The sequence below is a fragment of the Arthrobacter sp. NPDC080086 genome, from assembly GCF_040702285.1.
Genome location: NZ_JBFBKP010000005.1, coordinates 48,911 through 61,426 on the forward strand (window position 1 = coordinate 48,911; position 12,516 = coordinate 61,426).

Genomic DNA, 12,516 nt, shown 5'->3' on the forward strand with positions numbered 1-12,516 from the left:
ACTGCGCAGAATGGGCGGTGCGCCCCCCTTTTTGGAGCTTCGCTTGATGAACCTCATGGTCTTCTCGCTGTGCTGGGCGCTGATGGTTGTGTGCCCGCGTGCCAATGCCGATATGCCCGCTGTGGATCGACATGTGGTGGTGCTTGTCTATCACCGGTTTGCACCAACGGTGGATAGCACCATGACGGTCCGGATGCAGACATTCGAGGCGCACCTGCACACGATCGAGGCCGCCGGCTATCGCATCGTGCCGCTGGCAGACATCCTGAGTTGGCACGAAGGCAGGCAAGATGCGTTGCCGGCGAAGGTTGTTGCCATCACGGTGGATGACGGCCATCGGTCTGTGTACGACACGTTGTGGCCGGCCTTGCATGGCCGAGCGGTTCCCGTGACGCTGTTTGTCTACCCATCTGCCATCTCGAATGCCACATATGCGATGACCTGGGCGCAATTGCGTGAGCTTGCAGGGACTGGTCAGTTTGACGTGCAGTCTCACACTTACTGGCACCCGAACTTCCGGGTTGAGCGGGCACACCGAAGCGCCGATGATTTTGCCCAGTTCGCGCATGATCAGTTGCGGCGCTCGAAGGTGCGGATCGAAACAGAGATGGGTGCACCGGTGCACCTACTGGCATGGCCGTTCGGGATCCACGATCCGGAGCTTGAGCGTATCGCACGAGAAGAAGGCTATACCGCTGCTTTTACGCTGGAAGCGCAACCGCTCCGACCGAGGCAACCCGCCATGGCGTTGCCGCGGTACCTGATCACGGATAGTTGTGGAGCGCGATGCATGACGGACATTCTCAACGCAGGAGAGGGCGATCATGAGTAGCCGCCTATGCTTTTGGTTTGCCGCGTTTTCGCTGTGTTGCGCCGGAGGTGCCGGGGCGGCCGAGTTAAGGGTGGTGGACGCACACAGCCACACCCCTGTAGAGGGCGCGATCACCCTTGTCCAGGGCGAAAGCCAGACGACCAACGCGGCGGGTCTGGTCACCATTCCTGCGTCAGCCGTGGATGCACACGCAATGGTCAGTATTCGTGCCCCTGGCTATGCGCGTGCGGAGAGGGTGCTTGAAACCCAGAGTGCCACATTCGAGGTTCAGCTCAGGCAGATCAAGCCCAGGGCGGTTTATCTGTCCGTGCAGGGCGTTTCCAGCTGGGTTTTGCGCGACGCGGCGGTTGCGCTCCAAGGTGAAACGGCCATCAACGCACTCGTGATCGACGTGAAGGGCGATCGGGGGGACACGCCTTACCCAAGTGCAGCCCGTATGGCGGTGGGTGCGGCACGGGAACAGGGCACCAGTTCGGTGCGCTCCAACCAGTTTGCCGCCCTGATCCGGCAACTCCATTCGCGTGGTCTGTATTTGATCGCCCGTATCGTCGTATTCAAGGACGACCGCCTGGCCGCGACGCATCCCGATTGGGCTGTCCGTGATCACGCTGGAGAGATCTGGCGCGATCGCGAAAACCAACGGTGGATTGACCCCAGTGTCGAAGCTGCATGGGGCAGTACGCTCGATGTGGCGGAAGAGGCGGTCAGACTCGGGTTCGACGAAATCCAGTTCGACTATCTGCGCTTTCCCGATGCCAATGGCTTGCAGTTTCATCAAGCCAATACGCAAGCGCATAGGGTTGCGGCCATCACAGGCTTTCTTGCACAAGCGCGCGAGCGGCTGCGCGCCTACAACATCTATCTGGCGGCCGACATCTTTGGCTACGTTTGCTGGAACGCCGACGACACGGCAATTGGCCAGCAGATCAACACGCTGGGCGCTGTGGTCGACTACATTTCGCCCATGCTCTATCCGTCGGGCTTCACCTGGGGCTTGCCGGGCTGCAGAAAGCCCACTGAGAGGCCCGGCGAGATTGTCTCAAGATCCTTGGCTGAGGCGAAGCGACGCACTGGGCTGCCCGGGGTAAGGTTCCGGCCTTGGCTGCAGGCGTTTCGCGACTACGCCTTCGATCATCGCGAGTTCAACGCTGACATGATCCGCGCTCAGGTCGAAGCCGCCGATGCGGAGGGCACCAATGGGTGGATGCTATGGAACGCACGCAACCGCTACGACCCTGCCAATTTGCCGCGATAGTCTCGGTGCTGGCCGCTGCCCTGCTGGTCTGGACACACGTTGCGCGCGCCGAGCGTGCCGCCAACGAAGCACCGCTGGGTACGCCGGTGCCCATGCGCGAACTCGACGCCGTGGTTGCCGCGCAGATCGCCGATGCCAACGTGGCCGGGGCGGTCGTGGTGATCGGGGATGCCGACGGGGTGCGTGAGCGCATCGCGCTGGGTCAGCGATCCGTCGGACCCGCCGCCGAGCCGATGACCGAGGACACGATCTTCGACCTGGCCTCGCTCACCAAAGCCGTCGCCACAGCCACGGCAGTGTTGCAGTTGGTGGAGCGTGGACGCCTGGAACTGGATGCGCCAGTCGGCCGCTACTGGCCGGCCTTTGCAGAAGGAGGGAAGGCGAGCATCACGGTCCGGCAATTGCTCAACCACACCTCCGGTCTGCCTCCTGGGTTGGCAGCGCAATCGGAGTTTCGTAGCCGGGCGACCGTGCTTCACGCGATTGGGATTATGCCGCCGATTGCAGAGCCAGGGCGCCGTGTTGATTACAGCGATCTCAACTATGTCGCTCTGGGCGAGATCGTTCAGCGCGTCAGCGGAATTAGACTGGACGCGTGGTGTGCGCAGAATATCTTCCGACCGCTCGGCATGCGCGATACCGCGTTCCGACCGGGCCACAAGTTGAGCGCCCGCATTGCGCCGACCATCATTCGCAATGGTCAACGGCTTCGCGGCAAGGTGCATGACCCGACGGCTGCGGCGCTGGGCGGTGTATCCGGCAATGCGGGCCTGTTCTCCAGCGCCGATGATCTTGCGCAGTTCGCCAGGATGCTCCTCAATGGTGGCCGCTTTAGGGATCGCCATATCCTGCAGCCGGACAGCGTTGCCAAACTGTCGACGCCGGACAGCGTCATGGCGGTTGAGGCTACGCGCACCCTGGGATGGGAAGTTCAGGCGCCGATAATTCCCAACCGCTATCGTGCACCGCGCGCCGGGCTCCTGCAGCACCTGGGCTACACCGGTACCGGCATGTGGATCGACTTGGTCACGCGCCGATTCGTGATCGTGCTCACGAGCCGCCTATATCCGGATGAGCGAGGTGACGCCATGCCGCTGCGTGAGGCCGTGCTGAATCTGGTATCGAGCGCGGCGCCACCCCTCTCAAACGAACAGATTGCAGAGCGCGCGCCCACCATGGCTGAGGCGGTGATCGGCGCCGACCAGCGCCTACCCATGGCGATTGGTCCCGTGCAATCTGGGATCGACGTATTGGAGGCCAACGGCTTCGCTCCGCTGGTCGGAAAGCGGGTCGGCTTGGTCACGAACCACAGTGGTTTCGATGCGCAGGGACGGCGCACCATTGATGTACTCGCCAAGGCGCCAGGGGTACGGTTAAGCGCCATCTTTGCGCCGGAGCATGGCATCAGCACGGATCTCGATGCGCCTTTTGGTGACACGATCGATACGCGTTCCAACGTGGTGGTCCATAGCCTCTATGGCAACAGCAAGGGCATACCACGCAGCGCGCTGTCCGACATCGACGTGCTGGTGTTCGACCTCCAGGACGTGGGCGTACGCTTCTTTACCTACCTTGCCACTTTGGGGGCAACATTGGAGGCCGCGGCGGGAGCCCATATTCCGGTGTTGGTGCTGGACCGACCCGACCCGTTGGGCGGCGACCTTGTTGGCGGGCCGGTATCGGATACCGCGGACCGCTCATTGACGAACTACGTACCCATGCCGCTTGTGCATGGCATGACGATCGGCGAACTGGCTGGATTCCTGAACGGCGAGCTGCACATCGGCGCAGCGTTGCATGTCGTGGCCATGGAGCAGTACGGCCGAGCAATGCGCTTTGTCAACACTGGACTGGGCTGGGTTCCGCCATCGCCAAACCTGCGCGATTTTACTGCTTTGGAGCTGTATCCGGATGTGGGGCTGATCGAGGGAGCGAGTGTCAGCGTAGGCAGGGGCACGTCGGCGCCGTTCGGCATGGTCGGCGCGCCATGGATGGACGGCGCAGTGGTAGCGCGAGAACTCAACGCGCTGGATACTGGCGCCACCTACAAGCCCATCCATTTTGTTCCTGCGGAGGGGCCGTACAAAGGGCGCTCCTGCTCGGGTGTGGGGATCCATCGGATGTCGGAGTTGATGCGCCCAGGGCGCATCGGCTTAGCGTTGGCGCGCGTGCTGTCACAACGCTATCCGGAACATTTCAAGCTGGATGCAATTCGCACGTCGGTAGGGGCAGAGACAGTCTGGGCGATGTTGCGCGACGGCGTTTCTCTGGACACCATTGAGCGTACCGAGGCTGCACAGCTTGATGCCTTCCTTTCGCGGCGAGCGCCGTATCTGCTGTATTGACGGCGATCGGCGCTACCCGTGAGACGGGCCGCTGGAGGAAGCGGCTTCTGTCTTTGGAGGCAGCATCGGGGTCACGTTTCCCGCTAGGATCATATCCAGATCACGGCGGTCGACTACTTCCTTTTCGAGCAACATGCGCGATAGTGCTTCCAGTTTGGAGCGCTGGCCTTCCAGCGTGGCGGTCACGCGCGCGCTGGCGTCAGACAGCACCTTGCGCACTTCCCCATCGATCAGCTGAGCTGTATTTTCGCTATATTCCTTGCGCTCGCGCTGCATCAGGCCAGCACCGGCAAGTAGCGGGTTGGGCGTCTGCTCGTAGGTGGCCAGACCGAGCTGTTCGCTCATGCCGAACTGGGTGATCATCTGACGGGCCATGTCGGTTGCGCGTTGCAGATCGTTCTGTGCACCGGTCGATACGTCCTGGTACACGATCTGCTCGGCAACGTAACCGCCCAGCAGCACGTCAAGCCGGTCCAATAGTTCGCTGCGTTTGAGGAGGTAGCGGTCCTCTGTCGGTGTCTGTTGCGTGTAGCCCAGGGCGGCGATGCCCCTCGGGATGATGGAAACCTTGGAGACGCGGTCAGCCAGTGGCCGGTGCTCGGCCACGATGGCGTGCCCCGCTTCGTGGTAGGCGATGGTTTCCTTCTCCGTGGGGTTCATCACGCGGTTCTTCTTCTCCAGACCGCCCACGATGCGGTCAAGTGCCTCGTCAAAGTCAACGGTTTCCACGGCGGATTTACCTTCGCGCGCAGCAAGAAGAGCCGCTTCGTTGACAAGGTTGGCTAGGTCGGCACCGGCGAAGCCCGGCGTCCGCGCCGCGATCTTGCTCAGGTCGACATCGGACTTCAACGTGACGGTCTTGGCGTGCACCTTGAGAATCTGCTCACGCCCCTTGAGGTCTGGACGATCCAGGGCGATATGCCGGTCAAACCGGCCCGGCCGCAGCAGGGCAGGGTCGAGAATCTCTGGGCGGTTCGTCGCGGCCATGATGATGACGCCCTTGTTGCTGTCAAAGCCGTCCATCTCGACAAGAAGCTGGTTCAGGGTCTGCTCACGCTCTTCGTTGCCACCTACCAGGTTGAACGCGCGCGTCTTGCCCAGGGCATCGAGCTCATCGATGAAGATGATGCACGGCGCCATGGATTCGGCTTGGCTGAACAGGTCCCGCACGCGCGCCGCACCCACCCCGACGAACATCTCGACAAAGTCCGACCCGCTCATGCTGAAGAAGGGCACCGCTGCTTCGCCTGCAACTGCCTTGGCAAGCAGGGTCTTGCCCGTGCCGGGTGCGCCGACAAGCAACACGCCCTTGGGAATCCTGCCGCCCAGGAGTTGATACCGCAGCGGCTCTTTCAGAAAGCTCACGATTTCCGCGAGTTCGTCCTTGGCTTCGTCAATGCCGGCAACGTCGGCAAAGGTCACACCGGTTTCCTTCTGCATGTAGACCTTGGCCTTGCTCTTTCCGATCTCCATCAGCCCACCAGCTGCTGCCCCACCCATGCGCCGGATCAGAAAGTTCCAAACTGCGAAGAACAGCAACGCAGGCACGATCCACGACAAAAGCGTGCTCAACCACTTGTTGTCTGGTCGACCGACAAAGCGCACCTTGGCCGCCTCCAGCTCCTGCACAAGCGCCGGGTCGTTCACGCGAAGCGTCTGGAAAGGATGGTCGCCCATTCCTGTGCGGCGGATGACATCGACCTGCTGCTTCGTCAAAAGTGTCTCGATGCCTTCCGTGGAGAAGGTGCCCGTGATGTCTTGGTCGCCAATGGCGACGTCTTTGACCTTGCCGGCGTGCAGCAGAAGCTTGAAATCGCTGTAGGGGAGGGTATCGACTTGATCTGACATGAACAGCGTTTGGAGCACAAGCATGCTCAGGACGACGATGACGGCGTACCAGAGCGAGAATCTTTGCTGCCATGGCTGCATACTCTCTTTCACTTTTTCACCTTCGCATGGTCGCAGTCTTAGACCGACGTCCCATCAAATATGGATGTTCGTACTTGCACCGACGGAGCGCTTGATGCGGATCAACCAGTCCACAAGTCGGTGTTGCCGTCCAGAAGAAGCAGCCTGTGCTGCGGCTACCGACGCTGCACGTGCGAAGGCGGAAACAGCCACCAGCACCCCGCCTGGTGCCGGAAGAAGAGGATGACAAGCGGCGGCGTTGACGTCGTCAGTTCCGCCCGTACGCAGCCGCAATCGACACCGGGACAATGCAAACGTGTGATGCGCAGGTGCGGTGTGTCGTTCAAGCCAAACCATTTGGTGATCAGCTCGCGCAATGAGGTGTGGTGTTGAAGCATGGTGTCCTCCGCCATCACGCGGCTTGAGCTTGAGCCTGTGTCTGCGCAGCCCGCCATTCGACGGAAAGTGCCAGCAGCATCAGCTTGAAGAGCGTGCGTGCAGCCCGCACTGGGTTTTTCATGCACGCCTCGACCTGCGCACTGCGGCACTCTCCGAACAGGCACCACATGCAAAAGTGCTCGCAGTTGTTGGTCAGCAGCCGATAGTCGCTCTCCCCCAAACGGGACCAGGCACGGCGAGCGACTTCTTCCCCGTCATAGCAGGGTCTGGCGTCGCGTCGGATAGTCACCGCAGAACCGCATGCAAAGCAGCGGATTGAGATGCGCTCCACCGGCCCGCGGCGCTGGCGACGCGAGAAGCCGGCGTAGTGAATTACCTGCCCATTGCCGACATAGATGCCGTGGTGTTCGTACCCATTGCGCTCTGTCACAAGGTGCGCACCCAGAGGAAGCGTCCCGTCAAAAGCGGCGACGTCGTGCGGACCATTCCACTGCGCGAGGGCTTCAATGTTCAGGTTCATGGCGCGCTCCTTTTTTGATGGCTGGGCATTGTCGCGTTCTGGGGCGATTCGACAAGACACTGCGTTGCTGGTTTGCGTGTCACCAGTATTGGCAGCGCACTCGCTGGCGTCATGCAGGCTGCGCTGAGAATACTGTCGGAGCGGCGGATTCCCATGTCAGGAAAGCCTGACATGCCGGTCGGAACCTCGGAAGCGATGTGCTCAGTACGAATCCCGCGAAGCCCGCGCAGAGGCCACCGTGCGCCGCCGTTGATCTACCGCAAGGCACTCGGGCGCCGCCGTGCCACGATGAATCTGCCGGCCCCCAAGATTCCCGGGGCCACTCATCAGGAGGTAGTCATGAGTCAACTCAAGCGCCACGACCCGTTCGCCATTGAACCGGTCGGCGATATCTTCCAGGGACTTCTGCGCTCGTTTCGCGGCAACATGGACGGTGCGCTGCCGTTCAAAGTGGATGTAACGGAGTCCGACAAGGCATACAGCGTCGTTGCGGAAATCCCGGGTGCGAAGAAGGAAGACATCGACGTGACGGTCGATCGCGGCACGGTCATGATCTCGGCCAAGGTGGAGCGCAAATCCGAGGAAAAAGAGGGCGAACGCATCATCCGCAGCGAACGCTACAGCGGATCCATGCAGCGCATGTTCACCCTGGATGCGGCCGTCGACGAAAACAAGGTCGATGCAACGTACGAGAATGGACTGCTGCGCGTGACGCTTCCCAAAAAGGAAGCATCCCCTCAGCAGCGCGTCACGATTCGCTGAGCACTAGGGGTGCGGCATGCGGCTGCAATTTCTCGGCGCCACCGACACGGTGACTGGCTCGAAGTACGTCCTTGAGACCGGCGCGCGCCGTGTCATGGTCGACTGCGGGCTGTTCCAGGGCTACAAGTCTTTGCGCTTGCGCAACTGGGACAAGCTTGTTGTTAACCCGCACCACATCGACGCCATCGTGCTCACGCATGCCCATATCGACCACAGCGGCTACTTGCCGCTGCTGGTCCGCAACGGGTTCCATGGCCCCGTCTATTGCACGAAAGGCACGGCGGAGCTGTGCAATATCCTCTTGCCTGACAGCGCGCGGCTGGCCGAGGAGGATGCGCAGTACGCCAATGCCCAGGGGTTCTCGCGTCATCATCCTGCGTTGCCGCTTTACGATGAAAAGGACGCCGCCAGAGCGCTGCGCAGGCTGCATCCTATCGCCTATGGCGAGCGCTTCCCCGTGGCCGATGGCGTGGAGGCGGAGTTCCATCGTGCGGGGCACATTATCGGTGCAGCCACGGTGACACTGCTGACTGAGGGCCGCCGGATCGTCTTCTCTGGCGATCTGGGGCGGCAGATCGATCCGGTTATGCGGCCACCCGAGCCCATTGCCGAAGCTGACACGTTGCTGGTGGAGTCCACCTATGGCGATCGCGTGCATCCGGAAGGTGACCCGCTCGACGCTCTCCAGCAGGTTGTGCTGCGAACGATCGGGCAGGGCGGTACGCTGCTGATCCCCGCCTTTGCCGTGGGCCGTACACAAGAGCTGTTGTATTGCCTCTATACGCTGATCCGCGAACATCGGATTCCGCATGTGCCAATCTATCTCGACAGCCCGATGGCCGAGCTGGCGACCGAGGTGTTTGCGCGTCACGTTGACGATCTGCGTATTGGAGTTGCCGACTGCGAGGCTGCTTGTGCGTTGGCCATCCCGGTGCAGAGCCCTGAGCAGTCGATGCATCTGGGGAACGATCGCGCGCCCAAGATCATTCTGGCGGCCAGCGGCATGGCGACAGGTGGCCGCGTCTTGCATCACCTCAAGAGTTTTGGCGGCGGCAAGCGCAATGCCATCCTGATGTCGGGCTTTCAGGCGGCCGGCACCCGGGGCGCTGCGTTGCTGGCAGGTCAGCGGGCGTTGCGTGTGCACGGCCGGGAGGTGGCCATTCGTGCTTCGGTCGAGCAGATTCAGAATCTTTCCGCTCACGCAGATGCCAATGAGTTGATGGCTTGGCTGCGCGGCTTTACGCGGGCACCGAAACAGACGTTTATCGTGCATGGTGAGCCGGCAGCCAGCGACGCCTTGCGCCAGCGCATCGAGCATGAGTTGCAGTGGCCAGTCCGCATGCCGGAGTACCGCCAGTCCTACGATCTGGGGGCCGCATGACCGCCCCCGCCGTTAGTCTGGCCCCGCAGCGCGTACTGATTTCTATGCCGGGCTGCGAGGAAGCCACCATGCGACTCGCCATCCCCCTGGGCGCCGAGTTGGGGCATGCCGCCGTGAGCCATTTTCCGGATGGTGAATCCTACGTGCGGCTCCACACGCCTGTGCACGAGGCAGAAGTTGCCATTGTCTGCACACTTGATCATCCTGACTCGAAACTGTTGCCCTTACTTTGGTTGGCGATTGCCGCACGCGAGGGTGGGGCACGCCGTATTGGACTGATTGCCCCCTACCTCGCCTATATGCGACAGGACGCCATCTTCAACATGGGCGAGATTCGTGCTGCAGAACACTTTGCCGCCCTGCTGAATCGCGCGTTCTATTGGCTGGTCACAGTAGACCCGCACTTGCATCGTATTGCGCAGTTGTCGGATGTCTATCGTATGCCGACCGCCGCCGTAGAGGCCGCCCCTGCAATTGCCGCATGGATCCAGACCCATGTACACGTGCCCTTTCTGATCGGACCCGACGAAGAAAGCAAACAGTGGGTCGAGCATGTGGCCGGCATTTGCCAAGCGCCTTGGGCGACGCTGGCCAAGACGCGGCACAGTGCGTCGCACGTGGAAATCGCAGAATTGCCGGATATTCCACCGCGGTGTGTGCCCGTGCTAGTCGACGACATTGTCTCGACTGGGCACACGCTGCTTGCCGCAGCGGACCTACTACGCCGCGCCGGTCTACCACAGCCGATTTGCGTCGGGGTGCACGCGGTATTCGCCGCAGACGCTTACAGCCGACTGTGCGCCGCCAGCGCGGATGTTGTCACGTGCGACACCGTCGCCCACCCGTCAAACCAGATCGCCCTGACCGAACCATTGGTCAACGCCATTTCACGCATGTTTGATTTGCCCCTGCCTGTGAGCAAGCAGATGCTTGTGTGATAGGGGCGCTCTCGTACTCCGGAGTCCATCATGAAACAGATCAGGTTCCTGCCCGACGACCCCACATACTGCGCAGCCGGTCCGCGGCTGCAATGCGGAGCGTCGATCGATGGTAGCCGTGCAAGCTACGCGATCACAGCCGAGGCCCTTGAAGACCATTTTGGTGCGCGCTCCTGTCGGTCAGACGATCTGCTCAGCGCGTTTCGGGTGCACCGCGGTCATATCGAAGACGTCGCACGTGCGCTGTTCGAGCAGACCGGTTCCAAGGAGATCACGCTCCACAGCGGGCACTTCCGTTTCGCTGGCTGATGGGCCCGTCATGAGCACCATCTCCATACCATCAGTTGACACAGCAGTTATGCCGCAGGGATGCCTCCGGTTCAAGGCGCTTATCAACTTATTACGATAACTATTCTTATCGCAATAGCTGTATGGAAGAACTAAACTGCCTTCCATGAAAACGCGTCTGCTTCCCGTCGATCCTTCCGTCGGCATCCCACCGGATTTCCCCGATGCCGCCGAACTGGCAGCACTACGTGCCTGGCATGCCGGCTTGTCAACCCGCGAGGCCGTTGACCGCTACCTGGGCGAGCGCCTGACGCCAGGGCAGTCCTCGCGCGGCGTGCTCGGCCGTATCCGGCGCCAGCTCGCCGCGTTTGCACGCCGACGCCAGCGCGAAGACCTCGCGGCGCTGTTCGAGATGCAAGCGGCCGAACGTGCCAAACAGGGGAGGGCAGCTGACCAGACGATCGAGTTGCTCCGCACGCTGCCGCTACCAGCCCCGCTCATCAGCGATGATGTGGAACTGTGGCTGGATGCTCGTGCTGTCGCCGCGCTGCGCGCCGCCGGCATCAACACCCTGGCCGATCTGACGGTCCGCGTGCCGCGCCGGCGCCGTTGGTGGGCCGTCATCCCCGGATTGGGGCAGGCCAGCGCGCGACGCATCGAGGCATTCTTTGCCAAACACCCTCGATTGACCGAGCGTGCCCGGGCGCTCATCGCAGAGCAGGTCCGCGGCGTGGTGGTGCCGTGGGAGCAATTGCGCCTGCCCAATGAGGTTGACGGCTCGCAGGGGCAATTCCGTGCGCCGCGCCAGACCTGCGTGCTCACCGCTGACAACGACTACGAGGCCGTTCAGGCGTGGCTGTCCCTACACGAATCGCCCGCCACCCAGAGGGCGTACCGAAAAGAGGCAGAGCGCCTGATCTTGTGGGCGATCGTCGAACGCGGTCGACCGCTGTCGTCGCTCACCACCGAGGACGCGATTGCCTACCGCAGCTTCCTGCGCCGACCGACGCCGCGCGAGCGCTGGGTCGGGTCGGCGCGTCCACGCACCTCTGCCGAATGGCGGCCGTTCACGGACGGGTTGTCTGCGCGCTCGGTCTCCTACGCGTTGTCCGTGTTGGGGGCCATGTTCCGTTGGTTGATTCAGCAGCGCTACGTGCTGGCCAATCCGTTTGCGGGCATCAAGGTGCGCGGAGGTGGGCGAACGACAGCGCTCGATACCTCGCACGCTTTCAGCGAGGGTGAATGGGCGCTGGTGCGCACCATCGCGGACGGCCTGGAGTGGTCATATGGTTGGGAGGCGCCGGCGGCGCAGCGGCTGCGCTTCGTGTTGGATCTTGGTTATGCGACGGGGCTGCGCGCGAGCGAACTCGTTTCTGCGAAGCTCGCTGACATCGAAACGGACCGGCAGGGCGATCACTGGTTGAGCCTGGTGGGGAAGGGCAGTCGCGCCGGGAAGGTGGCGTTGCCACCGCTGGCGCGCGACGCGCTCGATCGCTACTTGGTGGAACGCGGGCTACCGGTCACGCGAGCGCGCTGGAATCCGAAGACGCCGCTGATTGGTGGGCTAGGGTTGGATCCTGACGGCGGGATCACGGGGACGCGGCTGTGGAGTGTGGTTAGAAGGTTTTTTGAGACGGCGGCCGACACCATCGAGAGCGATCATGCGGTGCTGGCGGAGAAGCTACGCAAGGCCAGTCCGCATTGGATGCGGCATACGCACGCCACCCACGCCCTCGCGCGCGGCGCAGAACTGACCACTGTGCGGGACAACTTGCGGCACGCGTCCGTCTCAACGACTTCAATCTATCTACACGGCGACGACGTGAAGCGAGCCCGGCAGATCAACACTGCGTTCGGGACGCGTTAGCGGTGGGGCTGTTTGAGCGAA

Annotated in this window: 11 protein-coding genes; 8 read left to right on the forward strand and 3 right to left on the reverse strand. The window is 62.2% G+C overall.

All coding sequences use genetic code 11. From position 1 onward, the window contains the following. Window positions 1-46: 46 nt before the first annotated feature. From AB0305_RS03640 to AB0305_RS03650, 3 genes are read left to right on the forward strand one after another with little or no spacing between them, the layout of a single operon-like run. Entirely contained in the window at window positions 47-832 is a 786-nt protein-coding gene (locus tag AB0305_RS03640) for a polysaccharide deacetylase family protein (protein ID WP_366171578.1), read from the forward strand. Beyond that, window positions 825-2,087 (forward strand): putative glycoside hydrolase, encoded by a 1,263-nt coding sequence (locus AB0305_RS03645; protein WP_366171454.1) that lies wholly within the window; start codon window positions 825-827, stop codon window positions 2,085-2,087. The genes AB0305_RS03640 and AB0305_RS03645 overlap by 8 nt, the downstream gene beginning before the upstream one ends. Next, on the forward strand, window positions 2,042-4,432 hold the full coding sequence (locus AB0305_RS03650) for an exo-beta-N-acetylmuramidase NamZ domain-containing protein (RefSeq protein ID WP_366171456.1): 2,391 nt from the start codon (window positions 2,042-2,044) through the stop codon (window positions 4,430-4,432). The genes AB0305_RS03645 and AB0305_RS03650 overlap by 46 nt, the downstream gene beginning before the upstream one ends. A 12-nt stretch (window positions 4,433-4,444) precedes the next feature. On the opposite strand, the gene ftsH is transcribed toward AB0305_RS03650, so the two are convergent. The 3 genes from ftsH to AB0305_RS03665 form a co-directional block, all read right to left on the reverse strand. Then, window positions 4,445-6,373 (reverse strand): ATP-dependent zinc metalloprotease FtsH, encoded by a 1,929-nt coding sequence (gene ftsH / locus AB0305_RS03655; RefSeq protein WP_366171458.1) that lies wholly within the window; start codon window positions 6,371-6,373, stop codon window positions 4,445-4,447. Window positions 6,374-6,516: 143 nt separating this feature from the next. Beyond that, window positions 6,517-6,738, reverse strand: coding sequence for a hypothetical protein (locus AB0305_RS03660; RefSeq protein WP_366171460.1), 222 nt, complete (start codon window positions 6,736-6,738; stop codon window positions 6,517-6,519). 14 nt (window positions 6,739-6,752) lie between these two features. Next, on the reverse strand, window positions 6,753-7,259 hold the full coding sequence (locus AB0305_RS03665) for a lecithin retinol acyltransferase family protein (protein ID WP_366171462.1): 507 nt from the start codon (window positions 7,257-7,259) through the stop codon (window positions 6,753-6,755). A gap of 339 nt (window positions 7,260-7,598) precedes the next feature. On the opposite strand from AB0305_RS03665, the gene AB0305_RS03670 reads away from it, so the two are divergent. The 5 genes from AB0305_RS03670 to AB0305_RS03690 all read left to right on the forward strand — a co-directional run bounded on the left by AB0305_RS03670 (window position 7,599) and on the right by AB0305_RS03690 (window position 12,495). Next, window positions 7,599-8,021 carry an Hsp20/alpha crystallin family protein gene (locus AB0305_RS03670; RefSeq protein ID WP_366171464.1) on the forward strand — a complete coding sequence of 141 codons (423 nt, stop codon included), beginning with the start codon at window positions 7,599-7,601 and terminating at the stop codon, window positions 8,019-8,021. Between the two features lie 16 nt (window positions 8,022-8,037). Further along, entirely contained in the window at window positions 8,038-9,402 is a 1,365-nt protein-coding gene (locus tag AB0305_RS03675) for an MBL fold metallo-hydrolase (RefSeq protein ID WP_366171466.1), read from the forward strand. After that, a complete protein-coding gene (locus AB0305_RS03680) occupies window positions 9,399-10,340 on the forward strand; it encodes a ribose-phosphate pyrophosphokinase (protein WP_366171468.1) in 942 nt (313 codons plus the stop codon). Before AB0305_RS03675 ends, AB0305_RS03680 begins: the two co-directional genes overlap by 4 nt. A gap of 30 nt (window positions 10,341-10,370) precedes the next feature. After that, a complete protein-coding gene (locus AB0305_RS03685) occupies window positions 10,371-10,649 on the forward strand; it encodes a DUF1488 domain-containing protein (protein ID WP_366171470.1) in 279 nt (92 codons plus the stop codon). Between the two features lie 145 nt (window positions 10,650-10,794). Then, window positions 10,795-12,495 carry a phage integrase family protein gene (locus tag AB0305_RS03690; RefSeq protein ID WP_366171472.1) on the forward strand — a complete coding sequence of 567 codons (1,701 nt, stop codon included), beginning with the start codon at window positions 10,795-10,797 and terminating at the stop codon, window positions 12,493-12,495. Window positions 12,496-12,516: the final 21 nt, after the last annotated feature.

Coding starts and splice junctions, on each gene's coding strand:
- AB0305_RS03640 (WP_366171578.1), top strand. CDS start 47: ATGAACCTCATGGTCTTCTCGCTGTGCTGGGCGCTGATGGTTGTGTGC.
- AB0305_RS03645 (WP_366171454.1), top strand. CDS start 825: ATGAGTAGCCGCCTATGCTTTTGGTTTGCCGCGTTTTCGCTGTGTTGC.
- AB0305_RS03650 (WP_366171456.1), top strand. CDS start 2,042: ATGGAACGCACGCAACCGCTACGACCCTGCCAATTTGCCGCGATAGTC.
- AB0305_RS03660 (WP_366171460.1), bottom strand. CDS start 6,738: ATGCTTCAACACCACACCTCATTGCGCGAGCTGATCACCAAATGGTTT.
- AB0305_RS03665 (WP_366171462.1), bottom strand. CDS start 7,259: ATGAACCTGAACATTGAAGCCCTCGCGCAGTGGAATGGTCCGCACGAC.
- AB0305_RS03670 (WP_366171464.1), top strand. CDS start 7,599: ATGAGTCAACTCAAGCGCCACGACCCGTTCGCCATTGAACCGGTCGGC.
- AB0305_RS03675 (WP_366171466.1), top strand. CDS start 8,038: ATGCGGCTGCAATTTCTCGGCGCCACCGACACGGTGACTGGCTCGAAG.
- AB0305_RS03680 (WP_366171468.1), top strand. CDS start 9,399: ATGACCGCCCCCGCCGTTAGTCTGGCCCCGCAGCGCGTACTGATTTCT.
- AB0305_RS03685 (WP_366171470.1), top strand. CDS start 10,371: ATGAAACAGATCAGGTTCCTGCCCGACGACCCCACATACTGCGCAGCC.
- AB0305_RS03690 (WP_366171472.1), top strand. CDS start 10,795: ATGAAAACGCGTCTGCTTCCCGTCGATCCTTCCGTCGGCATCCCACCG.